We start from the raw sequence: 24256 nt of genomic DNA on the forward strand, positions 1-24256 counted from the left end.
GCGTGATCCCGTGCATCATCTGTGCACGGGATGCAGACGCAAATCATATCCGCCTTCTGCGCTACTCTGCCGCCACCGCAGCCGGTTGCGCCAGATAGTCGAGGATCGCCTCGGCGGCCTCCCGCCCGTCGCGGATCGCCCAGACGACGAGGCTCGCGCCGCGCACGATGTCGCCCGCCGCATAGACGCCCGGCAGGTTGGTCGCGTGGCTGCGGAAATCGGCCTTCACCGTGCCCCAGCGGGTGACGCCCAGATCCGGCACGCCCCAGAGCGTCGGCAGCGCCTCGGGCTCGAAGCCCAGCGCCATGATGGCGATATCGGCGGGCTCGACGTAATCGGCGCCCTCGATGATCTCCGGCATCTGCCGACCCGTCGCATCCGGCTCGCCCAGACGCATCTTCTGCACGATCACGCCTTCCACCGACTCGCCGCCGGTGAAGCCGCGCGGCGCCGAGAGCCAGACGAATTCGACGCCCTCTTCCTCGGCATTGGCGACCTCGCGCTGCGAGCCCGGCATGTTCGCCCGGTCGCGGCGGTAGAGGCATTTCACGCTGACGGCGCCCTGACGGATCGCCGTGCGCACGCAGTCCATCGCGGTATCGCCGCCGCCGATCACCACGACGCGCTTGCCCGCCGCGTTCAGATCGCCGTTCTCATAGGCTTCGACCTCGTCGCCGAAGCTCTTGCGGTTCGAGGCGGTGAGGTAGTCGAGCGCGGTCACCACGCCCTTCGCCCCCACGCCCGGCGCCGCCAGATCGCGCTGCTTGTAGACGCCGGTGGCGATCAGCACCGCATCGTGCTGGCCGCGGATCGCGTCAAAGCTCAGATCCACGCCGACATTGCAGTTCATCACGAATTGCACGCCCGCCTGCTCCAGCTGCTCGACGCGCTGCATCACCACGTCCTTCTCCAGCTTGAAGCTGGGGATGCCGTAGGTCATCAGCCCGCCCGCGCGGTCGTAGCGGTCATAGACCGTCACCTGGATGCCCTTGCGCCGCAGCATGTCCGCCGCCGAAAGCCCGCCGGGGCCTGCGCCGATGATGCCCACCGACTCGCCGCGTTCCGCATGCGGACGGATCGGCTGCACCCAGCCGTTTTCCCAGGCCGTGTCGGTGATGTATTTCTCGATCGCGCCGATGGTCACAGTCCCGTGGCCCGACTGCTCGATCACGCAATTGCCTTCGCAGAGCCGGTCCTGCGGGCAGATGCGGCCGCAGATCTCGGGGAAGGTGTTGGTGGCCTGGCTGATCTCGTAGGCCTCCTGCAACCGCCCCTCGGCGGTCAGGCGCAGCCAGTCGGGGATGTTGTTGTGCAGCGGGCAATGGCTCTGGCAGAAGGGCACGCCGCACTGGCTGCAGCGGCCGGCCTGCTCGGCGGCCTTGGCATCGGCGAACTCGCGGTAGATCTCGTGGAAATCCTGAGCCCGCAAAGGTGCGGGACGTTTCTCGGGCATCTCCTTGTCGGTCGTGACGAACTGGAGCATCCGTTGCTTTGCCATGCTGCATCCCTCCGGGGTACTGTGCGGGTGCGCCTTAGTACTTCACGGAAATCGGCAATAAAAGTCAGCCTTGCTGATCTATATGGCGGTTTATTCGATGATGCGTCAACTTTGCTGACCGAAAACCGGGTTATTGGGTCAGCCTTGCTTACCTATCACCTCACCGCCCCAGCAAAAGCGCGGTCAGAGCCGCCGTCCCGATGATGATTCGCCACCAGCCGAACAGCGCGTAGCCATGCCGGCTGACATAGCCGAGCAGCCATTTCACCACGAAGATCCCGCTGATGAAGGCCATGACGAAGCCCACCGCGATCTCCGACATCGCCCCGGCGTCCAGAACGTCGCGGTTCTTGTAGAGGTCATAGGCGAAGGCGCCGGCCATGGTCGGCATCGACAGAAAGAAGGAAAACTCCGCCGCCGCCCGCTTGCTGGCGCCCAGAAGCAGCGCGCCGACGATGGTCGAGCCGGAACGCGACACGCCGGGGATCATCGCGAGGCACTGGATGAAGCCGATCTTCAGCGCCATGCCCAGCGGCAGCGCCATCGCGTCCTCATAGCGGGGATCGGGCGCCATGCGGTCGACGAAGAGCAGCACGATCCCGCCGAGGATCAGCATGACGGCGATGAGGATCGGCGTCTCGAACAGCACGGTCTTGATGAAGCCATGCGCCAGCACGCCGATGACCACGGCGGGCACGAAGGCCACCAGCACCGAAACGATGAAGCGCCGCGCCTTGGGATCATGCGGCGCGGCGGCGAAGACCGCGAGCAGCCTCGCGGCATAGACGGTCAGCACCGCCAGCACCGCGCCGAGCTGGATCACCACCTCGAAGGTCCGGCCGGCGCTCTCGAAGCCGAGGAAATGCCCTGCCAGCAGCAGATGCCCGGTGGAGGACACCGGGATGAATTCGGTCAATCCTTCGACCAGCCCCAGAAGGGCTGCGACCAGGGTCGTGGACTCCGCCATAGTCGCTCCTGTTGGTCAGATCTTGCGCAGATTCTTCGCCGAATTCTTGATCGACGCGTATTGGCCCGAAGCCCGGTAGCGCCACAGGTATTCCGGAAGCACCGCTTCCATCGCCGTGGGCACGATGCCCAGATCGGCGAAGCCCTTCGCCCCCGGCGCCACGACATTGTCGCGCGAGAGGTTGCGGACCTGGTCGCGGGTCAGGATCTTGTTGGTGAAGAGGCCCAGCGTCAGCGTCTGCAGCAGGCCGAAAGCGCCCGCCATGATGTGCGCGAGGAAGAACGGGATGTTGATCACCATCTTGCGACGCTCGATCACCGCCAGCATCTCTTGCATCAGCTGGCGGAAGGTCGCCACATCCGGCCCGCCCAGTTCGTAGATCCCCAGCGCGGCCTTGCCGGTGACGCCGAGCACTGCAGCCTTGGCCACATCATCGACATGCACCGGCTGGAATTTCGTGTTGCCGCCGACCACCGCCAGCGCGGGGGCGAAGCGGGTCATGCCGGCGAAACGGTTGAAGAACTGGTCCTCCGGCCCGAAGATCACCGAGGGCCGCAGGATGACGGCCGCCGGGAAGGCGGCCCGCACCGCGGCCTCGCCCTTGGCCTTGCTGCGGGCATAGGCGCTGGGGCTGGCGGCATCGGCGCCGATGGCCGACAGCTGCACCAGATGCGCCACGCCCTGCTCGGCGGCGATCCGGGCGATCCGGGCGGCGCCTTCCGCCTGCACCGCGTCGAAGCTGTTCTTGCCGCTCTCGCTCAGCACGCCGACGCAGTTGATCACCGCATCCGCGCCATGCATCACCGCGCGCACCGAAGCGTCGTCGCGGATGTTGCAGAAGACCGGCTCGACCTGGCCGACGCTGCCATAGGGTTTGACGAAGAGAGCCTCATTGGGGCGACGAACCGCCACACGCACGCGCCAGCCATCTTTCGCGAGACGGCGGACGATATACCGCCCGACAAAGCCCGAACCGCCATAGATCGTGACAAGCTTGCTCATCTTCCATCCTCTTCCGGGCATGGTCCAATTCTGCCCTCTCCCATAACTTTCCGGGGCGTCTCGAACAAGCGACAATAAGCATGCGGATTTTTCGTAACACCCCGTTGACAGTCCCCGCGACGCCCTTTAGATCAGCCCTCACGACACCTGCCCAGGTGGCGGAATTGGTAGACGCGCACGGTTCAGGTCCGTGTGCCGCAAGGCGTGGAGGTTCGAGTCCTCTCCTGGGCACCATCGATCCTTCGTGCCAATTCGAAGGATCAGCACGTGACAATCCACTTGTATCGCAATGACTTGCCCTCTGGGCTGGACCTAGGTCCCGTCGTTGCCATCGACACCGAGACGATGGGTCTGGACCCGCGTCGCGACCGGCTCTGCGTCGTGCAGCTGTCGTCCGGTGACGGTCACGCGCATCTGGTCCAGATCGACAGGGGCCAGCGCTCCGCGCCGAACCTCGAACGCCTGCTGACCGATCCCGCCGTCCTGAAACTGTTCCACTTCGGCCGCTTCGACATCGCCGCGCTGTTCGCCGCTTTCGGCGTCGTCACCGCGCCGGTCTGGTGCACCAAGATCGCCTCGAGGATGATCCGCACCTTCACCGACCGGCACGGGCTGAAATACCTGTTGCAGGAGCTGGTGGGCGTCGACGTGTCGAAGCAGCAGCAGACCTCCGACTGGGGCGCCGAGAAGCTGACCGACGCGCAGAAGGACTATGCGGCCTCGGACGTGCTCTACCTGCACCGGCTGAAGGCAGAGCTCGAGACCCGGTTGCAGCGCGAGGGCCGGACGGAGCTGGCGCAGAAGTGTTTCGACTTCCTTCCGACGCGGGCGCAGCTGGACCTGATGGGCTGGGACGAACCGAATGACATCTTCCATCACTGATTTCCTCGCCACCGGCCGCCGGGTCATCGCCCGTGAGGCCGAGGCGCTTACCGCGCTCGGCGCCAGCCTCGACGGCGGATTCGCCGAGGCGGTCGAGACGATCATGCAGGCCAAAGGCCGGGTGATCGTGTCGGGCATGGGCAAGTCGGGCCATGTCGGCCGCAAGATCGCCGCCACCTTCGCCAGCACCGGCACGCCGGCGCAATTCGTCCATCCCGCCGAGGCCAGCCATGGCGATCTCGGCATGGTGATGCGCGGCGACGTGGCGCTGGTGCTGTCAAACTCGGGCGAGACGCCGGAGCTGGCCGACATCATCGCCCATACCCGGCGCTTCGACATCCCGCTGATCGGCGTCGCCTCGCGCGCGGGATCCACCCTGCTGCGCCAGTCCGATGTGGCGCTGCTGCTGCCGCCGGTGGCCGAGGCCTGCGATACCGGCATCGTGCCGACCTCCTCCACCACGATGACGCTGGCGCTCGGCGATGCGCTGGCCGTCGCGCTGATGGAACATCGGCAGTTCACCCCCGAACATTTCCGCGTCTTCCACCCCGGCGGCAAGCTGGGGGCGCGGCTGTCCAAGGTCAGCGACCTGATGCACCGCGAGCCGCCGCTGATCCGTCCCGACACGCCGATGAGCGAAGCCTTGCTGGCGATGAGCGGGCGCGGCTTCGGCGTGGTTGGCGTGACCCGCGACGATGGCTACCTAGAGGGTGTGATCACCGACGGCGACCTTCGGCGCCACATGGACGGGCTGCTGTCGCTGACCGCCGGGCAGGTCATGACCCGCGGCCCGCGCACCATCGGGCCGGAGGCTCTGGCGGAGAAGGCGGTGGCGGTGATGAACGAGAAGAAGATCACCTCGCTCTTCGTGGTGGACCCGGAGGGCAGCGGCAATGCCGTGGGCCTGATCCACATCCACGATTGTTTGCGCGCCGGCGTGGCCTGAGCCGATGGCCCGGCCGGACAATCTCCATTCCCGGCTGGTGTCCTGGCTGAAGATCCTGCTGCCGCTGGTGGCGCTGGTCATGCTGTCCACCCTGTTCCTCGTGTCGCGCACCATCGATCCCTCCGACGCGATCCCCTATTCCGAAGTCGATATCGAGGACCGGGTGCGCGAACCGCGCATCACCGCGCCGACCTATGCCGGGATCACCAGCGACGGCGCGGCCCTGACCGTCGACGCGGCCGAGGTCCGGCCGGGCGCCGAGGGCAGCCCGGACGGCAGCGCGCTGGCGCTGCAGGCCGAGCTCGACACCCCCGACGGGGCCAGCACCCGGCTGGTGGCGGAGCGCGGCGCGCTGGATCAGGCCGCACGGCTGCTGCGGCTGGAGGGCGGGGTGCAGATCTCCACCTCGACCGGCTACCGGCTCACCACCGATGCGCTGAGCGCGGCGCTGGACGTGACCGACGTGCAGAGCCCGGGCGCCCTTGCCGGGACCACCCCGATGGGTCAGATTACAGCAGGTTCCATGCGCATAACCCAGGACGCGACCGCCGCGGGCGGTTATGTGATCGTTTTCGGGAACCGGGTCAGACTGATATACGAGCCACAGAATTGATGTTCCCCGATCCGAGGCAAAGCATGGGTAAGCTGTTTTTCGCTGCGATTTTTGCGGTGATCCTTCCGGTCGCGACCCTGGCGCAGGGGGCGAATGTCGCCTTCGACGGGCTGCGACAGGACACCTCGCTGCCGGTCCAAGTCGACGCCGACGGGCTGACCGTGAACCAGGCCGATGGTACCGCGGTGTTTTCCGGCAACGTGACGGTCGCCCAAGGCACGATGCGGCTCTCGGCCGCCGAGGTGCTGGTGGAATATGCCGAAGGCGGCGGGATCGAGCGGCTGCATGCCTCGGGCGGGGTGACGCTGGCCAGCAACGAGGACGCGGCCGAGGCGCGGGAGGCGGTCTACACCATCGACTCGGGCGAGGTGGTGATGACCGGCGACGTGCTGCTGAGCCAGGGGACCAGCGTGCTCAGCGGTCAAAAGCTGGTGATCAACCTGACCTCCGGCACCGGCTCCATGCAGGGCCGGGTGCAGACCGTGTTCCAGCCGGGCTCGGCCCCATGAATGCCAGACAGGTCATCGCGCCGCCGCCGGCGCCGGGCGGGCTGCAGATCGTCGGGCTGCGCAAGAGCTACAAGCGGCGGCTGGTGATCCGCGACGTCAGCATGCACCTGAACCGTGGCGAGGTCGTGGCGCTGCTGGGGCCGAACGGTTCGGGCAAGACGACCTGCTTCTACTCGATCGCCGGGCTGGTGACGCCGGAGGGCGGGCAGGTGCTGATCGACGGGCGCGACGTGACCGCCCTGCCGATGTACCGCCGCGCCCGGATGGGCATCGGCTACCTGCCGCAGGAGGTGTCGATCTTCCGCGGGCTGTCGGTGGAGGACAATATCCTTGCGGTGCTGGAGATCGCCATCCCCGGCGACCGGCACAAGCGGCGCGAGCGGCTGGAGGAGCTCTTGGGCGAGTTCTCCATCACCCACCTGCGCCGCGCCCCGGCGCTGGCCCTGTCGGGCGGCGAGCGGCGGCGGGTCGAGATCGCGCGCTGTCTTGCCGCAGATCCGAGCTATCTCTTACTGGACGAGCCCTTCGCCGGGGTCGATCCGATCGCGGTGGGGGAAATCCGCCACTTGGTGCACGACCTGAAAAGCCGCGGCATCGGCGTGCTGATCACCGATCACAACGTGCGCGAGACGCTGGAAATCGTTGATCGCGCCTATATCCTGCATGACGGAACCGTGCTGATGAGCGGCACCACCGACGAGGTGGTGCGCGACGAAACCGTGCGCCGGGTCTATCTCGGCGCTAACTTCCGCATCTCCTGAAGTTAGCGCCAGCGTAACGGCTTCATGACGTGGCTGTTGACAATGGCGGCCCAAAGGCAGCCAAATGCCCTTGATGTGTGCAGAACCCGCCCTCGTCAGAACCGTCTCCGGCACAGGCCATCCGCCTGTTTCCCGGCTGGTTCTGGCGGATGCACAGGTCGCGAAACCGGAATCGGCGGGCACCCCGGTAGGGGGCGGACTGGCCTGAGCCGAGTCACCAAGGAGGAATCATGCGATACCAGATCAGCGGAAAACAGATCGACATCGGTGAGGCGCTTCAGACCCACGTCAAGGCAGAGCTTGGCGAAGTGGTCGAGAAATACGCGCAACGTCCCACCGAGGCGGTCATCGTGTTTTCCCGTGTTGCGCATGAACATGTCTGCGAAGCCACAATCCACCTGTCCACCGGCCTGAACGCCCAGGCCAAGGGACACGCCCCGGAAATCTACGCGGCTTTCGAGAGCTGCCGCGAGAAGATGGACAAGCAGCTGCGCCGCTACAAGCGCCGCCTGCGCGACCATCACCGCGACCGTACGGCAGCGGTTGAATTCGGCGGCGGTACCTCCTATATCCTCGCCGCATCCGAGGGAGCCGAGGATGTGGAGCCGGAAACGCTGCAGCCGATGGTGATCGCCGAGATGGAGACGAAAGTGCCCTCCATCACCGTGGGCGAGGCCGTCATGCAGCTGGAACTTGCAGGGCAGCCCATGCTTGTTTTCCGGAATGAAGGACACGGCGGTGTGAATGTCGTATACCGTCGCGAAGACGGGAACATCGGCTGGATCGACCCGCGCAACAGCAAGTAAAGCGCAGCCTCTGCGCAGGACAAAAACTGCCCATGGAACTTTCGAAACTGTTGATGCCGGGGGCCGTTCGGGTCCTGGGCCAGGTCACAAGCAAGAAGCGCCTGTTTCAGGAACTCGGTGAGGTGGCGTCCTCGGCCTACGGTCTGAATGCCTCCGTGGCGATCGACGGGCTGCAGGAGCGTGAAAGCCTCGGGCCGACCGGCGTGGGTCACGGCATCGCGCTGCCGCATGCGAGGCTCGAGGATCTCGACAGGATCGTGGGTGTCTTCCTGAGGCTGGAAAAGCCGCTGGACTATGACAGCGTCGACCGGCAGCCGGTGGATCTGGTCTTTGCCCTGTTCGCGCCGAAGGATTCCGGCGTGGACCATCTGAAGGCGCTGGCGCTGGTGTCGCGCACCATGCGGGATTCCGCCGTGGTGACGAAACTGCGCGCCAACACCGATCCGGCCAAGCTGCACGCGATCCTCACGGAAACCCGCGCGCCGCAGGCCGCCTGACCTCAGGCTTCGGCTTCCGCCCGCCAAGGGCCGAAGCCGAAGCCGACATAGTCGCGCAGGTAAGCCTCGCGCGCCGCCTCCTCCAGATCATCGCCATGGATCGCCGCCAGAGCATGCGGCGCCGCTTCGGCCATGGGCCGGAAGACGGGCGACGGTGCGCCGACCTCCGCCGCCAGCGCCGCCAGTCCCTCGGCCAGCCGCGCCTCGCGCAGCACTGCGTCCGGGGTCTGGAACCGGGCGAAGCCCTGCAGGACCGCGGTCTGGCTGGCGAAATGCGCGTCCACCCTGAGGCCGGTCTGGCCCGACAGGTTCAGCCTGAGGAAGCGCAGGAAGCCGAGGAAGGCCTCGCGATGCGCGGCCTCCTCCTGCGGCTCGCCCGGCGGCGGCAGGCGCAGGCCGCAGGTCTTCTGCAGGGCGCTGCGCAGTTCGGGCAGCGCCCCGGTCAGGATCTGGCTGCAGAAGGCGGCATGCGCCCGGGCCAGCGGATGCCGCAGCACGGTGAAGCTGCGATGCGGCAGCGACTTCCGCTTCCAGTCGCGCAGGGTCTTCTGGGTGAAATCGCCGAGCAGCCCCTGCCCCAGCCGCCCCAGCCAGTCGCGCACCGCAGCCTCCGGCCCGCCACGCAGCGGCAGGTACAAAAGCCCCGCCCCCTGCGCCGCGACGAAGCCGGGGATCCCCGGAGCGCGGCGCGGCTCGAAATTCGGGGTGCGCGCCAGGTTGAAACGGTCCAGCCGGGCCAGCGCCGCGGTCATCTCCTCAGGGTTCTCGACCTTGGCGGCGATCTCGCCGGGGTTCTGCTTCTTCAGCGTCGCATCCGCCGCCGCCAGCCCCGCAGGCAGGCCGAGGAAGCGGGCGAGGCCGTTCAGAACCTCCAGATCCTGCAGATCCTCGTAATCGACATAGAAGGCGCCTTGGCCCGAGACCTGCAACCCGTGCAGCAGCCGGAGCTGGAAGTCCTGGGTCGCCTCCAGATGCCGCTCGAATTCCGGTGGGTCGAAGCGGACGGTGGCGGTCTTCAGCCGCCGGGCGTTGGTCAGCGTCCACTGCCCGGTGGCGCGGGCGATCTTCCACGAGACGTAGCTTTCCAGCGGGTTGCGGGTGAGGATGATCTTGGCGCAGCGCGGGTCGAAGAGCACCGGCTCCAGCACCCGCGGATCGTGGTCGTGGAAATAGCGGAAGCCCGCCAGCCCCGGCGTCGCGGCGCGCACCGCCTGCAGCATGGCCAGCGGATCGGCCTCGCGCGCGGCCATGTCGAAGCCCAGCAGCTCGGTCTGGCCCTGCCCGCCGATGAAGGAGGGGTTGAACAGCTCGCCATGGCAGCGGACGCCGGGCAGCGCGTTCAGGTTGGCTTCCAGATAGTTGGAGCCGGTCCGCATCGCGGCGAACATCACGAAACTGTCGAAGCGCGTCATGATCCGCCCGCCAGCAGCGGTTGGCGGCGGCGGGCGATCGCGGCCTCGCCGCGCGCCGGGTAATCGCCGATCAGCACAGGTTTCATCCCCTCGTTGCGCAGACTGTGCAGGAACTGGTCGAAGCCGGTCAGGTCCACCAGCCGCGGCGCCTCGGTCAGCCGGCGCAGGGCGCGCGGGCTGATCTCGTCCATCAGGGTCTGCAACGGCTCCATCGGGCTCTCGATGAATTCCGCGAGGCGCCAGACCCGCACCCGCGCCTTCACCCAGGAGGCGCCCAGCATGGTCAGGTGGCCGCTCTCAACCTTCTGCAGCCAGGCGGCCTGCTTGCGGATCTCGGCCACGGGGCGGCGGGAGCGGAACAGCGGAACCGCCCAGGCCCCCGAGATCACCGAGACCTGAGCATTCGGATCGGCGGCGAAGAAGCGGGCGATCTCCTGCCGGTCGCCGGGGCCGAACTGGAAGCACTGCCGCTCGCCCCTCGTGTTCCAGATCAGGCTGGTGAGGAAGGCCTGGGGGTTGTAGTCGCGCAGCGCCGCCGAAGAGCTGAGCCCGCCGTCATAGACCGGCTCTCCCCCGGCGAACTGCACCCGGTCCGGCGCGAACAGATGGCCATGCACCCGCGTGCCGGCTACCTTGCCGAGCCAGGGCGCAAAATTCTCGAACAGCTCGGCGAAGCCCTCGAAGACCGAATAGGCCGCGGCGGTGCGGCCATTCTCCCAGCCGGGGTTGGGGTGGCGGCTCTGCATGTAGAGCCCGGCGCGGCCCTTGGTCCGCCGCTCCACCGCCTTGGAGAACAGCCGGTCGATCTTGCCGGGGTTCGGCTCGGCCCGCGCCGCGTCGGCGGCGTCGTCGCGGAGGAAGCTGCGGTAGAGCTTGCCGGCCTGCGGCCAGATCTTGCGCGCCACGAAACAGTCGGAGCGGCGCAAGAGCTGCAGGTGATCGTCGTAGAAGATATGCGGCTTGCCCTGGAAATCGAATTTCGCCAGCGTCAGCGACCGGCTGTCGACCTGCCGGGAATGGCGCCGCACCAACGTCTGGAAATAGCACTCGTCCGGGATCCAGACCTTGCGGAAGTAGCGGTCGAGCACCGGCCGCTGCGGGTCCTGCAGGATCGCCTCCAGTGTCCGCCGGGTCAGGCACCACCACTGGCTGCCCAGATGCGGCTCCAGCCCCTCGGGGATCCGTCGGCGCAGGCCGAGACGGCGTTGGAGCGTGACGTATCGGTCGAACAGCCGCCGGTTGCGCCGCCAGGAGAAGGGGAAATGCAGGGTGAACCGCTCCAGATCCAGCCCGCCGACCGCCCAGCCGACATCCTCCGTGGTCACCGACTCGATGAAATCGGTCTGCGGCCGGGCCTCGAGATAGGCTTGCAGCTCGGCCACCGGGCGCAGCGGCAGGCAGGCGCCGGAGGCGAGATACACATGCCGCACATTGGGAAAGTCGCGCAGCAGCACGGTCGCGGCCGAGAGCGTGGCCCCGACGACGCCCCAGGTGCCCCATTCGCAGGCATGGCGTTCGCAGAAGCGGATGTTGCCCAGATCGGCCAGCACGGTCGCCAGCCGGGCATGGCGGCGGGCCGCAACCCGGCGGTCGAGGTGGATCACCACCGGGCATCCGCGCTCGGCCCAGTGCCGCGCCACCTGCGCCGCCCGGTCCAGGGCCGTGTGACAGAGCATGAGGAAACCGACGCTCATCTCAGGCCCAGTTCCCCCTGGACATCAGCCCCAGGATCTCCAGCTGGCGCCAGTTGATGTATTTCTCGCTCCAGCGGCCCCAGAAATCCGGCCGGTCGCCCAGCGCAGCCTGGTAGGCCCGGTATTCGTGGCTGTTGGCGTAATGCTCGCCGCGGCGGATCTCCTCCTCGGCCTTGGAGGCGAAGCTGTCGAGGAACTTGGCGTGCAGCAGGCAACCCGAGGCCTTCTCGCCGCCCCATTCGTCGTAGACGAGGTTCAGCCCGCGCGGCAGCAGCATGTGGGTGGAGCTGACATAGGCGTAATCCCTGCGCCATTTCACCAGCGGCACCTTGTTCAGCGCCGGAGCCCGCCCCGGCTGGTCGGCGAAGAACATCCGGGCGCGCGGCCCGCCCTGGATCCACAGGTTGCCGAAATGGGGGTTGCGGGTCATCGCGTAATTGCCGCTGTCGAACCAGCAGGCGATCTCGAACGGGTCCTGCCCCTCGCGGTAGGGCTCGGCGCCCACCGGCCCCTTGGGATACATGTCCAGCAGCATGGCGCTGAACGACTTGATCGAGGAAGCGTCGAGCCAGTCGGTCAGCGCCCGCAGCGGACGGGTGTCGCAGAACGGGTAGACGAAGAACTCGTCCGGATCGACCACCAGGCACCAATGCCCGTGGCCATGGCGCATCTGCAACCCGTTCAGCCAGTCGACGCCAAACCGCGCCCGCCGGTAGCTTGCCGCCGAATGCCAGAGAGAGACATCGGCCTGCCCGGCGAGGTAGTCCCGCGACCCATCCTCCGACCCGTTGTCGACGATCAGGAAATGATCGACGCCGAGCGCGCGGTAATAATCGAGGAAATAGGGCAGCCGCACCCGCTCGTTGCGCAGGGTGGAGAACAGCAGGATGTCGTCGCGGCGGATCCTGCCGGTGCGGCAGGCGACCGGCGCAAGCTCGCGGCGCTTGCGGAGCGCCCGCAACTGCCAGCGATTGCGCGCCAGACGCAGCCGGATGGTCGAGACGATGCCCAATCCCTCGTTACTCTCCCCGGGGCGACGCGCCCCGCACTCTTACAAAGCATCACATGCGGCGGTGACCGCCCGGAAATGGCTCGCCCAGTCGGGCAGGCCACGCGCCGGAGGGCGTCCGCCTGCCGGACTCCGGCCTGCGATCACCCTGATCCAGAGATAGCGATCGTTCGGATCGAGGTAAACGGGGTAGTCGCCCAGGGTCTCGGCAAAGACCGGCAGATTGCTGCACAGCACGGGCACGCCCAGCGCCATCGCCTCCAGCGGCGGCAGGCCGTAGCCCTCGGCGAAGCTGGGAAACAGCAGCGCCTCGGCCCCCGCCAAGAGCGCCGCCACCGCGCCGTCCGGCAGATCCGGATGCTCCCGCACGGCCGATCCGCTCCGGGCCCTGGCGTCAAGCCTCTGGAAAACCTCGTCATTGTTCCAGCCGCGCCGGCCGAGCAGCAGAAGCTGCGGAACCTCGCCGGCCGGCAGGCTCTCCTCCAGCCGATCCCAGACATCCAAGAGCAGCGCGTGGTTCTTGCGCGGCTCGATGGTGCCGACGGCGACGAAATAGCGCAGCGCCGGCAGCGGCGTCGCCGGGTCGGGGCGCGGCATCGGAACGCCCAGCGGCGCGGTGATCCCGGGCGGGGTCCGGCCCAGCCGGGCGAGCTGCGCCTCGGTGCGGCGCCGGGCGTCTTCGGTGCTGTGGATCACCAGATCGGCCCCGGCCGAGACCGCGGCCATCTTGCGGCGGAAGACGGCGGGGATGCCGGGCCGGGTGAACTCCGGATGCTCCAGCGGGATCACGTCATGCACCAGCACCACGACCCGCAGCCCGGCGGCGCGGATCCGTCGCAGGGCGAATTCGCTGAGGTTGGCATGGCCGAGGTTGAGATAGCAGCTGCCGGCGGGCAGATGCCGGCGCAGCAGGGGGGAGAGCAGGGGGGCAAGGCAGCGGTCGCAGGCCAAGCGGCGCATGTCGGCCTCGGCCTTGGCGCGCCAAGGTTGGCTGCGGCGGAACAGGCGGCCCGCAAGGTCGGCAGGGCCGAGCGGCAGCCCCTCCAGCCGGTCCCGCAGCGCCTGCATGCCCTTGCGGTCCAGCAGCAGGAAGCCGAGCCGGGTGCGCAGCAGCCCGAAACAGGGCTGCGGCGCATCGAGCAGGTGGTCGAGCCAGGCGGCCTCCACCCGGTCCACCCCGGTCAGCGGCCCCTGCCCCAGACGCGACAGCAGTCGCGTCAGGTCCAGAAGCCGCGCCGGGGCGGCGGCGCGCACTTACTGCGCGGCTTTTTCCAGCGAGGTCATATCGCTCAGATAGGCCGAAAACTCCTCGCGCAGTTCCGGGCGGGCGAGGCCGAAGGCCACGGTCGCCTGCAGGAAGCCGGCCTTGGAGCCGCAGTCGTAGCGCTGGCCACGGAAGCGGAAGCCATAGACCTTCTCCGGCCCGCCGATCTCTTCGGCGATGGCGTCGGTCAGCTGGATCTCGCCACCGGCGCCTTCCTTGATGCGGTTGAGGTTGTTCAGCACCGTCGGCGACAGGATGTAGCGCCCGATCACCGCGAGGTTGGACGGCGCGTTGCTCTTCGGCTTCTCCACCATGCCGTTCACTTCGACGATGGCGCCGCGATCCTCTGCAATCGACAGCATGCCGTAGGACGACGCCTTCTCGGGCGAGACCTCCATCGCGGCGACCATGTTGCCGCCGGTCTCGGCATAGGCTTCGACCATCTGCTGCAGGCAGGACTTGTCGGAGGCGATCACGTCATCCGGCAGCATGACCGCGAAGGGCTCGTCGCCGATCAGACGGCGCGCGCACCAGACGGCATGGCCGAGGCCCAGCGCCTTGTGTTGGCGCACATAGGCGATGGCGCCGCTTTCCATGTTGGTGTGCTCCAGCACCTTCAGCAGGTCGAGCTTGTTCGACCGGCGCAGCGAGGCTTCGAGCTCCGGCGCGTGGTCGAAATAGTCCTCCAGCGCGCCCTTGCCGCGCGAGGTGACGAAGATGAATTCCTTGATGCCGGCGGCCCGAGCCTCGTCGATGGCATATTGGATGAGAGGTCGGTCGACCAGGGTCATGATCTCTTTCGGGATCGACTTGGTGGCAGGCAAAAACCGGGTGCCCAGGCCTGCTACGGGGAAGACTGCCTTGGTAACCTTCTTGATTCTCATATCTCTCACTCTCATCGCCTCCCATTCGTGGAGGCTGGCCCAAACTACACGGAGTTGCAGCGCTTCGCACCATAAACCCGCAGCGTTTCGGCAGAATGACGCTGAACGACGGTTGTTCCGGCCGGTGTAAAGCGCTTCAGCGCGGCGCCTCGCCCATCGGCCGCAAGCTGGCAAGCCTCTGGCGCTCGGCTGAAATCCGGCTGTCGCGGCTCGCCCGGCGGAGGAGCGGGCCCTCGCGCAGGCTCTGGCCGAAAATTCCGCCGGTCTGCAGCCAGAAACCGCGCGGATCGTAGCTGTGACCGTGACGGGCCGGGCTTTTGCCGAAGAGGAAGAGGGTGACGATGTACTCCCCGGCGGCGGCCGCCGCCTCGGCCTCCAGCGCCCGGCGGCGGCTGGGCGGGCCGGCGAGCAGCAGCCCCGGCCGCGGTCCCGTGCCGTCGAGCGGGCGGAAGTCGGGCGGGTCAGTGGAGAGCGGCGGCAGGGCGGCAAGCGGGCGGAGCAGCCCCTCGGCCAGCCCCTGCTCCAGCGTGCCCAGCAGCCGGCGCAGGTCGCGCGGCTCCAGTCGGGCGGCGACCATGTGGCGCAGCAGCCGGCGGCGCTGGTCGTCACGCAGCCGCGCCAGCGCGCCGGGCCAGAGAGGCTCCGGCGCGTGGCGGCGCAGGAAGACCATGGTCGAGGCGCCGATCTCGCGCAGCGTGCGCGGCGCCCGGTCGGCGCGGCGATGGGCGCTTTCGGCGAAACCGTGATGCACCTCGGCCAAGGGCACGATGGCGGTCAGGCCGGGCAGGCGCAGGCAGACGTCGGCCTCGTCGAGGTAGAAGCGGAAGGCGGGATCGAAGCCGCCGATGGCGCGCAGCACCTCAGTGCGGAAGGCGCAATTGGCGCCCTGCACCTTGGGGGCGCGTGTCGCCGTTCGCTCCAGCAGGGTGACGGCCTCCGGATCGACGGCGCGCGCATGATCCTCGCCGCACTGGTCCAGCTCGCAGGCGCGCCACTGGAAGGAGATGCCGTTGCGGCCCCGGGTGAAGCCGCCCGCCTTGGTGACGTGCGGATCGGCGAAGGGGGCGGTGAGCCGCCTGAGCCATGTGGGCTCCGGGACCGCGTCATCGTCGAGAAAGGCCACCACGTCCCCCGCAGCCTGGGCGAGGCCCAGGTTGCGGGCGGCAGAGATATTGGCCTCGTCGAAGGTGACCAGCTTGATCTGCGGGTCGCTCACCCGCGCGGCGGAGGCCGGATCGGCCACCACGATCAGCTCGAAACGGGGGAGGTCCTGCTGCCGGATCGCCGTGATCGCCCGCGCCAGCGCCTCGGGGCGATGACGGCTGACGACGATCAGGCTGACCGTCATCCGGCCTGCATCTCGGCCATCATCGCCTCGATCCGGGCGACATCCTCCGGGTTGTTCAGCTCCCAGAACTGCCGCCCCCGCGCCTCGACCTCGACGCAGAGCACCGGGCGCTCGCGTTCGAGGAAGCGCAGCTGCTCCAGCCCCTCCAGCCCCTCCAGCGGGCCGGCCGCCCAGCCGCGATAGGCGGCAAGCGCCGAGGGGCGGTAGGCATAGACCCCGACATGGTGGAACACCGGCGTCTCGGCGTCATCGGCATAGGTCTTGCCGGTATAGGGGATCACTTCCTTGGAGAAGTAGAGCGCGCGGCGGTCGGCGCCGAAGACCGCCGTCGTGCCGCCGACCCGGCCGGCGCGGCGATCGGCGAGAAAGCCGTTCAGCGCCCGCCCGTCGCAGCGCAGAACCGGCGTCGCCACCTCGGCCCCGGCATCGGCATCGAGCCCGGCGATCAGATCCTCGACGAACCATGCGGGCGTCAGCGGCGCATCGCCCTGCAGGTTCACCACCATGTCGAAGCCGCCGAGCTGGTCCAGCACCTCGGCGCAGCGTTCGGTGCCGTTCTGGCAGTCGGAGGAGGTCATCACCACCTCGGCGCCGAAACCCTCCGCCGCCTCGCGGATGCGGTCGTCGTCGGTGGCCACCACCACGCGGTCGACGCCCTTCACCGCCATCGCGGCCTCCCAGCTGCGCTGGATCAGCGTCTTCGACACCCCATCGGCCCCGCGCAGCGCCACCAGCGGCTTGCCGGGATAGCGGGTGGAGGCGTAGCGGGCGGGGATGGCGATCAGGACGGACATCAGGACTGCAGCTCCACACCCGGGGCATAGGCGATGAAGAACGGGTTGTCCCAGCCGGGCTTGCCGTATTCCAGCACCTCCTGCGTGTCGAAGCGCACCACATGGCCGCCGGCCCCGCGCAGCACCGCATCGCCCGCCGCCGTGTCCCATTCCATCGTGCGGCCCAGACGCGGGTAGAGATCCGCCTCGCCGGTCGCCACCAGACAGAACTTCAGGCTCGATCCCGCGCTCTTCATGTCGCGCACCTGATACTTGCCGATGTAGTCGTCCGTCGCCTGATCGCGATGCGATTTCGACGCCACCACCATCAGCGCGCCGTTGTCGGGCTCGGAGACGGCGATCCGCCGCAGGTTGCCCGGCTTCTGCTTGTCGAGTGCGCCGGTCTCCTCGACCGAGCCGCCGTCGGGCTGGGTGTAGAACAGCCGCCCCTGCGCCGGGGCATAGACGACGCCGCGCACCGGCACGCCATCCTCGACATAGGCGATGTTCACGGTGAAGTCGCCGCGCCGCTGCACGAACTCCTTCGTCCCGTCCAGCGGATCGACGATGAAGAAGGTCCGCGCCATCAGCGCATGCGACTCCGCCTGTTCCTCGGTGATCAGCGCCACCTCGGGATAGGCCGCGCGCAGTCCGGCCGAGATCAGCGCGTCGGCGGCCTCGTCTGCCTCGGTCACCGGGCTGGCGTCGGACTTGGCCTTCACCTCGAAATCGGGGCCGTCATAGACCTGCATGATCCGGTCGCCCGCTTCGAGGGCAAGACGGCGGATCAGGGGAATGAGGTCGTCGAAATTCATCGCAGGCTCCGTGACATCCGCGCCGCGGCGCGCGTGTTGAAAAACAGGTCGCCTGTTCTTATCCTCGCTCGGAGGGGGAACGGCAAGGTTCGCGTATCCCCCGGTGTTTGTGCGAGTGAGGGAGCCGGTGATGTTCCGCAGCCATGACGCCGGAAGGCGGTCGCCCTGGGCGATCCTGGAGCTGATCTTCCACGCCTCGGTGCGCTCGGTGCGCAAGACCCATGGCAATGCGCTCTGGGGGCTCCTGATCAACATCCTGCAGACGCTGCTGCTGGTGATCGTGTTCTTCATGATGTTCGCGGTGCTCGGCATGCGCGACACGGCGATCAGGGGCAACTACCTGCTCTACATCATGTCGGGCGTCTTCCTGTTCATGACCCATACCAAGACCGTGGCCGCCGTGGCCGCAGCGGAGGGGCCGACCTCGGCGATGATGAAGCACGCGCCGATGAACCCGGTGATCTCCATCGCGGCGGCGGCCCTCGGCGCGCTCTACACCCAGGTGCTGTCGCTGTCGGTGCTGCTCTATGGCTATCACGCCATCGTCGAGCCGATCACCATCGACCAGCCGGTCGGGGCGCTGGGGATGCTGCTCCTGTCCTGGAGCACCGGGCTCGCCATCGGCATGGTGTTCCTCGCGATCAAGCCCTGGTCGCCGGAGGTGGCCAGCATCGGCGCGGCGGTCTACATGCGGGTCAACATGGTGGCCTCGGGCAAGATGTTCGTCGCCAACGCCATGCCCTCGCTGCTGCTGCGGCTGTTCGACTGGAACCCGCTGTTCCACACCATCGACCAGGGGCGCGGCTTCATCTTCCTGAACTACCACCCGCATTACAGCTCGATCGGCTATCCGGTCCGGGTGATGCTGGCCTGCATGATGATCGGGCTGATGGCCGAATTCTACACCCGCAAGCATGCCTCGCTGAGCTGGGCCGCCGGGCGCTGACCGCAATCGGCGCTTGCACCGAAGGGCGCTTGGGCCTATAGGACAAGCAACAGCGGCGCCTTGGCTTCCAAACCCAAGGCTCCACCGATCCGCACAACGGGCCGCTTGGCCCGTTTTTTCGTTTTGGGGCCCATCTGCCTTCTGGAGAGCGTCCATGTCCGACCTCATTGCCAAGACCGCCATCGACCGCCGCCTGGCCGACATCATCACCCCCACCATCGAGGGGCTGGGGTTCGAACTGGTCCGCATCCGCCTGATGGGCGGCAAGACCCGCGTCCTGCAGATCATGGCCGATCGTCCCGACGGCGGCATCATCGTCGAGGATTGCGCCACGATCTCCACCGCCGTCTCGGCGGTGCTCGACGTGGAAGACCCGGTCGAGGACAACTACATCCTCGAAGTCTCCAGCCCCGGCATCGACCGTCCTTTGACCCGCCTCAAGGATTTCGACATGTGGGTGGGCTATGAGGCCCGCATCGAGACGACCGAGCTGATCGACGGTCGCCGCCGCTTCAAGGGCGAGCTGGCCGGGACCGAAGGCGACGAGGTCCTGATCACGCTGGAAGAGGGCAAGGACAATTTCGTGACCATCGGCCTGCAGTTCGACTGGCTGTCGGACGCCAAGCTGATCCTGACCGACGAGCTGATCGCCGAGATGCTGCGCCAGCGCAAGGCCAGCGGCACCTTCGACGAGGCGGATTTCGACGAGATCCAAGAGACCACGGGCGACGAGGCGGATGACGCCGAGCAGCCTGCCACCAAGCACTGACCGCTTTCCAGGAGCACTGACATGGCGATTACCTCTGCCAACCAGCTTGAACTGCTGCAAACCGCCGAAGCGGTGGCCCGTGAGAAGATGATCGACCCGGATCTGGTGATCCAGGCGATGGAGGAAAGCCTCGCCCGTGCGGCCAAGTCGCGCTACGGCTCGGAACTCGATATCCGCGTGCGGATCGACCGCAAGACCGGCCGCGCGACCTTTGCGCGCATCCGCACCGTGGTCGAGGACGAGGCGCTGGAGAATCACCATGCGCAGATGACGGTCAAGCAGGCCAAGAGCCACCTCGCCGATCCCAAGGTCGGCGACGAGGTGATCGACGAGGTGCCGCCGGTCGATCTCGGGCGCATCGCCGCGCAATCGGCCAAGCAGGTCATCCTGCAGAAGGTGCGCGAAGCCGAGCGTGACCGCCAGTTCGAGGAATTCAAGGACCGCAAGGGCACGATCATCAACGGTCAGGTCAAGCGCGAGGAATACGGCAACATCATCGTCGACATCGGTCGCGGCGAAGCCATCCTGCGCCGGAACGAGAAGATCGGCCGCGAGAGCTACCGCCCGAACGACCGGATCCGCGCCTATATCAAGGACGTCCGCCGCGAGGCCCGCGGCCCGCAGGTCTTCCTGTCGCGCACCGACCCGCAGTTCATGGCCGAGCTGTTCAAGATGGAAGTGCCGGAAATCTACGACGGCATCATCGAGATCAAGGCCGTGGCCCGCGACCCGGGCTCGCGCGCCAAGATCGCGGTCATCTCCTATGACAACTCGATCGACCCGGTCGGCGCCTGCGTCGGCATGCGCGGCAGCCGCGTCCAGGCTGTGGTGAACGAGCTTCAGGGCGAGAAGATCGACATCATCCCGTGGAACCAGGATCAGGCGACGTTCCTCGTGAACGCGCTGCAGCCGGCCGAGGTCTCAAAGGTCGTGATCGACGAGGAAGCCGGCAAGATCGAGGTCGTGGTGCCGGACGAGCAGCTGTCGCTGGCCATCGGCCGTCGCGGCCAGAACGTGCGTCTGGCCAGCCAGCTCACCGGGCTCGACATCGACATCATGACCGAGGCCGATGAATCGGCCCGCCGTCAGGCCGAATTCACCGAGCGGACGAATCTCTTCATCGAGACCCTTGATATCGACGAGATGATGGCCCAACTCCTTGTTGCCGAGGGCTTCACCAATCTGGAAGAAGTCGCCTACGTCGACACCGAGGAACTGCTGTCCATCGATGGCTTCGACGAAGGCACCGCAGGCGAGCTGCAGGCCCGTGCCCGCGACCATCTGGAAGCGGCCAACCGCAAGGCGATGGAGACGGCGCGCGAACTGGGCGTCGAGGATTCGCTGGTGAACTTCGAGGGCCTGACGCCGCAGATGCTGGAAGCTCTGGCGAAGGACGGCATCAAGACGCTGGAAGACTTCGCCACCTGCGCCGACTGGGAACTGGCCGGCGGCTGGACCACGGCGAACGGCCAGCGGGTGAAGGACGAGGGTGTGCTCGAGAAGTTTGACGTCAGCCTTGAAGAGGCGCAGCATCTGGTGATGACCGCTCGCGTCATGCTGGGCTGGGTCGACCCGACCGAGGCGGAAGCCGAAGCCGAGGCCGTCACCGAGGAGAACGAGGCCTGAGGGCCTCGGATCGCCGACCGTGACGCGCGGGGGCCGGGACGACAAGGGGGATGACCCCGAACGCCGGTGCATCGCCACCGGCGAGAGCCAGCCGAAGGCGGGTCTGATCCGCTTCGGTCTGGGGCCGGATGCAGAGGTGGTGCCGGATCTTCTGGCGCGCCTGCCGGGCCGCGGCTTCTATGTCACGGCCGACCGCAAGGCGATCGAGAAGGCCGCTGCCAAGGGCCTGTTCGCCCGGGCGGCGCGGCAGCCGGTGAAGGTGCCCGAGGGCCTGGCCGATACGGTCGAGGCGCTTCTGGCCCGCCGGGTGGTCGATCTGGTGTCGCTGGCGCGCAAGGCCGGCGATGCCGTGACCGGCTTCGAGAAGGTGAAGGACTGGCTGGTGAAGGGGAAGGCGAAGATCCTGATCCAGGCCAGCGACGGATCGGAGCGCGGCAAGATGAAGCTGCACCCGCCCGAAGGCAAAGAGACGTTCATTGGCTGCCTGACGGCCCGGGAATTGGGTTTGGCATTCGGCCGTGAACATGCCATACACGGCGCGCTTGCGTCTGGTGGACTCACGACACGTGTTGTAGAGGAAGCGGCAAGGCTCGCCGGGCTGAGAAGCGAAATCGGCGGCAAGGCCGCCAGCGGCGGGCAAATCGACGGCGAGACCGTCGGAAGGGATACGAAAGACGCATGAGCGATACAGACGGTAAGAAACCCCTCGGTCTGGGTGGCACGCCTCGTTCGGGGCAGGTGAAGCAGAGCTTCAGCCACGGTCGGACCAAGAGTGTGCTGGTGGAAACCAAGCGCAAGCGCGTTGTCGTGCCGAAGCCCGGTGTCGCGGGGTCTTCTTCCACGTCCTCGTCGCCGTCGCACCTCGGTGATCCGTCGAAACGCCCCGCGGGCATTTCCGACGCCGAGATGGAGCGCCGGCTCGCCGCGCTGCGCAACGCCAAGGCCCGCGAGGCCGAGGACGCGGCCAAGCGCGCCGAGGAAGACCGCATCCGCGAGGAAGACCGGCAGCGCCGCCGCGACGACATCGAGGCCAAGGAGCGCGAAGAGCGCGAGCGGGTCGAGGCGCTGCGCGCCAAGGCCGAAGAGGAAGAGCGCGTCAAGGCCGAGGCAGCCGCCGCGGCCAAGCGCGCCGAAGAGGCCAAGCGGGCTCCGGCTTCCGCCGCGCCGGCTCCGGCCGCCGAAGAGGTCAACACCCGCAACCAGTCCGCCGCACCCGCTGGCGCCAAGCCGGGCCTCAGCCCGCGCAAGGACCGCGACCGCGACGGTGGCGGCGACCGCGACCGCAACGCCAAGGCCAAGACCGACGACGCCCGTCGCGCCGGCAAGCTGACGCTGAACGAGGCGCTGGCTGGCGAGGGCGGTCGCACCCGGTCGCTCGCCGCGATGAAGCGCAAGCAGGAAAAGGCGCGCCAGAAGGCGATGGGCTTCAACAAGCCCGAAAAGCAGGTGCGTGACGTCCAGCTTCCCGAGACCATCGTGGTGCAGGAACTGGCGAACCGCATGGCCGAACGCGCCGCGGACGTGGTGAAATCGCTCATGAAGATGGGCATGATGGTCACCATGAACCAGAGCATCGACGCCGACACGGCAGAGCTGGTGATCGAGGAATTCGGCCACCGCGCCGTCCGCGTGTCGGATGCCGACGTCGAGCACGTGATCGACTCGGTGGTGGACACCAGCGAGAACACCGTCTCGCGCCCGCCGATCATCACGATCATGGGCCACGTCGACCACGGCAAGACCTCGCTGCTCGACGCGATCCGCAAGACCAGTGTCGTGTCGGGCGAGGCCGGTGGCATCACCCAGCACATCGGCGCCTATCAGGTGACGACCGACAACGGTGCGGTCCTGACCTTCCTCGACACCCCCGGCCACGCGGCCTTCACCTCGATGCGGGCCCGTGGCGCGCAGGTGACGGATATCGTGGTGCTGGTGGTGGCGGCGGATGACGCCGTGATGCCGCAGACGATCGAGGCCATCAAGCACGCGAAAGCGGCGAAGGTGCCGATGATCGTGGCGATCAACAAGATCGACAAGCACGAGGCAGACCCGAACAAGGTCCGCACCGACCTGCTGCAGCACGAGGTCATCGTCGAGAAGATGTCGGGCGACGTGCTCGATGTCGAGGTTTCGGCCAAGACCGGGCTGGGGCTGGACGAACTTCTGGAAGTCATCGCGCTGCAGGCCGAGATCCTCGACCTGAAAGCCAACCCGAACCGGGCGGCCCAGGGTGCGGTGATCGAGGCCAAGCTCGACGTGGGTCGCGGTCCGGTGGCGACGGTTCTGGTGCAGCACGGCACGCTGAAGCGCGGCGACATCTTTGTCGTCGGGCAACAGTGGGGCAAGGTGCGCGCGCTGATCAACGACAAGGGCGAGCGCATCGACGAGGCCGGTCCTTCGGTCCCGGTCGAGGTTCTCGGCCTCAGCGGCACCCCCGAGGCCGGCGACGTGCTGAACGTGGTCGAGACCGAGGCGCAGGCCCGCGAGATCGCGGATTACCGCGAGAAGGCCGCGAAGGACAAGCGCGCGGCCGTTGGCGCGGCGACGACGCTGGAACAGCTGATGGCGAAAGCCAAGGCCGACCAGAGCGTGTCCGAGCTGCCGATCGTGGTGAAGGCCGACGTGCAGGGCTCTGCCGAGGCCATCGTCCAGGCGATGGAAAAGATCGGCAACGACGAGGTGCGCGTGCGCGTGCTGCACTACGGTGTGGGTGCGATCACAGAATCCGACATCGGTCTGGCCGAAGCCTCGGGCGCGCCGGTCATCGGCTTCAACGTCCGGGCCAATGCCTCGGCGCGGCAGTCGGCGAACCAGAAGGGCGTGGAGATCCGCTACTACAGCGTGATCTACGATCTCGTGGACGACGTGAAAGCCGCCGCTTCGGGCCTGCTGAAGGCCGAAGTGCGCGAGACCTTCATCGGCTATGCGCAGATCAAGGAAGTGTTCAAGGTCACCGGCGTCGGCATGGTTGCCGGCTGTCTGGTCACCGAGGGCATCGCCCGCCGCTCTGCCGGGGTGCGCCTGCTGCGCGACAACGTGGTGATCCACGAGGGCACGCTGAAGACGCTGAAGCGCTTCAAGGACGAGGTGAAGGAAGTTCAGTCCGGCCAGGAATGCGGCATGGCCTTCGAGCGTTACGAGGACATCCGTCCCGGCGACGTCATCGAGATCTTCGAGCGGGAAGAGGTCCAGCGCAAGCTGGCCTGATCCCCCGCCACCCTCCAGACATGAAAAA

The 24256-nt window shown here is 67.5% G+C and carries 23 protein-coding genes and 1 tRNA gene; 13 read left to right on the top strand and 11 right to left on the bottom strand.

Annotated features, from left to right (window positions below; all coding sequences use genetic code 11):
• Nucleotides 1-61: 61 nt before the first annotated feature.
• The 3 genes from C5F48_RS00220 to C5F48_RS00230 form a co-directional block, all read right to left on the bottom strand.
• Nucleotides 62-1498 carry an NAD(P)-dependent oxidoreductase gene (locus tag C5F48_RS00220; protein WP_107661898.1) on the bottom strand — a complete coding sequence of 479 codons (1437 nt, stop codon included), beginning with the start codon at nucleotides 1496-1498 and terminating at the stop codon, nucleotides 62-64.
• Between the two features lie 160 nt (nucleotides 1499-1658).
• Entirely contained in the window at nucleotides 1659-2465 is an 807-nt protein-coding gene (locus tag C5F48_RS00225; protein ID WP_107661899.1) for an undecaprenyl-diphosphate phosphatase, read from the bottom strand.
• A gap of 15 nt (nucleotides 2466-2480) precedes the next feature.
• Entirely contained in the window at nucleotides 2481-3467 is a 987-nt protein-coding gene (locus tag C5F48_RS00230) for a complex I NDUFA9 subunit family protein (RefSeq protein WP_107661900.1), read from the bottom strand.
• A gap of 149 nt (nucleotides 3468-3616) precedes the next feature.
• On the opposite strand from C5F48_RS00230, the gene C5F48_RS00235 reads away from it, so the two are divergent.
• The 8 genes from C5F48_RS00235 to C5F48_RS00270 all read left to right on the top strand — a co-directional run bounded on the left by C5F48_RS00235 (nucleotide 3617) and on the right by C5F48_RS00270 (nucleotide 8481).
• A tRNA-Leu gene (locus tag C5F48_RS00235) sits at nucleotides 3617-3701 on the top strand.
• Nucleotides 3702-3734: 33 nt separating this feature from the next.
• Nucleotides 3735-4349 carry a ribonuclease D gene (locus C5F48_RS00240; RefSeq protein WP_107661901.1) on the top strand — a complete coding sequence of 205 codons (615 nt, stop codon included), beginning with the start codon at nucleotides 3735-3737 and terminating at the stop codon, nucleotides 4347-4349.
• Nucleotides 4330-5295 carry a KpsF/GutQ family sugar-phosphate isomerase gene (locus C5F48_RS00245; RefSeq protein WP_107661902.1) on the top strand — a complete coding sequence of 322 codons (966 nt, stop codon included), beginning with the start codon at nucleotides 4330-4332 and terminating at the stop codon, nucleotides 5293-5295. The genes C5F48_RS00240 and C5F48_RS00245 overlap by 20 nt, the downstream gene beginning before the upstream one ends.
• Nucleotides 5296-5299: 4 nt before the next feature.
• Nucleotides 5300-5908, top strand: coding sequence for an LPS export ABC transporter periplasmic protein LptC (gene lptC / locus C5F48_RS00250; protein ID WP_107661903.1), 609 nt, complete (start codon nucleotides 5300-5302; stop codon nucleotides 5906-5908).
• A 23-nt stretch (nucleotides 5909-5931) separates the two neighbouring features.
• Nucleotides 5932-6417, top strand: a complete 486-nt coding sequence (lptA, locus tag C5F48_RS00255; RefSeq protein WP_107661998.1) for a lipopolysaccharide transport periplasmic protein LptA — start codon at nucleotides 5932-5934, stop codon at nucleotides 6415-6417.
• Complete coding sequence (lptB, locus tag C5F48_RS00260) at nucleotides 6414-7178, top strand: LPS export ABC transporter ATP-binding protein (protein WP_107661904.1); 765 nt, start codon at nucleotides 6414-6416, stop codon at nucleotides 7176-7178. The genes lptA and lptB overlap by 4 nt, the downstream gene beginning before the upstream one ends.
• A 230-nt stretch (nucleotides 7179-7408) precedes the next feature.
• Entirely contained in the window at nucleotides 7409-7984 is a 576-nt protein-coding gene (hpf, locus tag C5F48_RS00265) for a ribosome hibernation-promoting factor, HPF/YfiA family (RefSeq protein ID WP_107661905.1), read from the top strand.
• A 32-nt stretch (nucleotides 7985-8016) separates the two neighbouring features.
• Nucleotides 8017-8481: a PTS sugar transporter subunit IIA gene (locus C5F48_RS00270; RefSeq protein WP_107661906.1), complete on the top strand. Its 465-nt coding sequence runs from the start codon at nucleotides 8017-8019 to the stop codon at nucleotides 8479-8481.
• 2 nt (nucleotides 8482-8483) lie between these two features.
• Here C5F48_RS00270 and C5F48_RS00275 read toward each other — a convergent pair whose 3' ends face one another.
• From C5F48_RS00275 to cysQ, 8 genes are all read right to left on the bottom strand, one after another.
• A complete protein-coding gene (locus C5F48_RS00275; protein WP_170139546.1) occupies nucleotides 8484-9893 on the bottom strand; it encodes a nodulation protein NodH in 1410 nt (469 codons plus the stop codon).
• Nucleotides 9890-11587, bottom strand: a complete 1698-nt coding sequence (locus C5F48_RS00280; RefSeq protein ID WP_107661908.1) for a DUF5927 domain-containing protein — start codon at nucleotides 11585-11587, stop codon at nucleotides 9890-9892. Before C5F48_RS00280 ends, C5F48_RS00275 begins: the two co-directional genes overlap by 4 nt.
• A gap of 1 nt (nucleotide 11588) precedes the next feature.
• Entirely contained in the window at nucleotides 11589-12599 is a 1011-nt protein-coding gene (locus C5F48_RS00285) for a glycosyltransferase family 2 protein (RefSeq protein ID WP_107661909.1), read from the bottom strand.
• A gap of 39 nt (nucleotides 12600-12638) precedes the next feature.
• A complete protein-coding gene (locus C5F48_RS00290) occupies nucleotides 12639-13850 on the bottom strand; it encodes a glycosyltransferase (protein ID WP_107661910.1) in 1212 nt (403 codons plus the stop codon).
• Nucleotides 13851-14744 carry a UTP--glucose-1-phosphate uridylyltransferase gene (locus C5F48_RS00295; RefSeq protein WP_107661911.1) on the bottom strand — a complete coding sequence of 298 codons (894 nt, stop codon included), beginning with the start codon at nucleotides 14742-14744 and terminating at the stop codon, nucleotides 13851-13853.
• Nucleotides 14745-14880: 136 nt separating this feature from the next.
• A complete protein-coding gene (locus tag C5F48_RS00300) occupies nucleotides 14881-16092 on the bottom strand; it encodes a glycosyltransferase family 2 protein (RefSeq protein ID WP_107661912.1) in 1212 nt (403 codons plus the stop codon).
• Nucleotides 16089-16886, bottom strand: coding sequence for a 3-deoxy-manno-octulosonate cytidylyltransferase (locus tag C5F48_RS00305; RefSeq protein ID WP_107661913.1), 798 nt, complete (start codon nucleotides 16884-16886; stop codon nucleotides 16089-16091). The genes C5F48_RS00300 and C5F48_RS00305 overlap by 4 nt, the downstream gene beginning before the upstream one ends.
• The gene (cysQ, locus tag C5F48_RS00310) at nucleotides 16886-17680 is read right to left on the bottom strand and encodes a 3'(2'),5'-bisphosphate nucleotidase CysQ (RefSeq protein WP_107661914.1); all 795 of its coding nucleotides are present in this window, start codon (nucleotides 17678-17680) and stop codon (nucleotides 16886-16888) included. Before cysQ ends, C5F48_RS00305 begins: the two co-directional genes overlap by 1 nt.
• A gap of 130 nt (nucleotides 17681-17810) precedes the next feature.
• Between cysQ and C5F48_RS00315 the strand changes: the two genes are divergently transcribed.
• The 5 genes from C5F48_RS00315 to infB all read left to right on the top strand — a co-directional run bounded on the left by C5F48_RS00315 (nucleotide 17811) and on the right by infB (nucleotide 24228).
• Nucleotides 17811-18626: an ABC transporter permease gene (locus tag C5F48_RS00315; RefSeq protein ID WP_107661915.1), complete on the top strand. Its 816-nt coding sequence runs from the start codon at nucleotides 17811-17813 to the stop codon at nucleotides 18624-18626.
• Nucleotides 18627-18780: 154 nt separating this feature from the next.
• Nucleotides 18781-19395, top strand: a complete 615-nt coding sequence (gene rimP, locus C5F48_RS00320; protein ID WP_107661916.1) for a ribosome maturation factor RimP — start codon at nucleotides 18781-18783, stop codon at nucleotides 19393-19395.
• 21 nt (nucleotides 19396-19416) lie between these two features.
• Entirely contained in the window at nucleotides 19417-21021 is a 1605-nt protein-coding gene (gene nusA / locus C5F48_RS00325; protein WP_107661917.1) for a transcription termination factor NusA, read from the top strand.
• Between the two features lie 19 nt (nucleotides 21022-21040).
• Nucleotides 21041-21703, top strand: coding sequence for an RNA-binding protein (locus tag C5F48_RS00330; protein WP_107661918.1), 663 nt, complete (start codon nucleotides 21041-21043; stop codon nucleotides 21701-21703).
• A complete protein-coding gene (gene infB / locus C5F48_RS00335) occupies nucleotides 21700-24228 on the top strand; it encodes a translation initiation factor IF-2 (protein WP_107661919.1) in 2529 nt (842 codons plus the stop codon). Before C5F48_RS00330 ends, infB begins: the two co-directional genes overlap by 4 nt.
• Nucleotides 24229-24256: the final 28 nt, after the last annotated feature.

Origin of the sequence: Cereibacter changlensis JA139 (assembly GCF_003034985.1) — a bacterium.
Classification (GTDB): Bacteria; Pseudomonadota; Alphaproteobacteria; order Rhodobacterales; family Rhodobacteraceae; genus Cereibacter; species Cereibacter changlensis.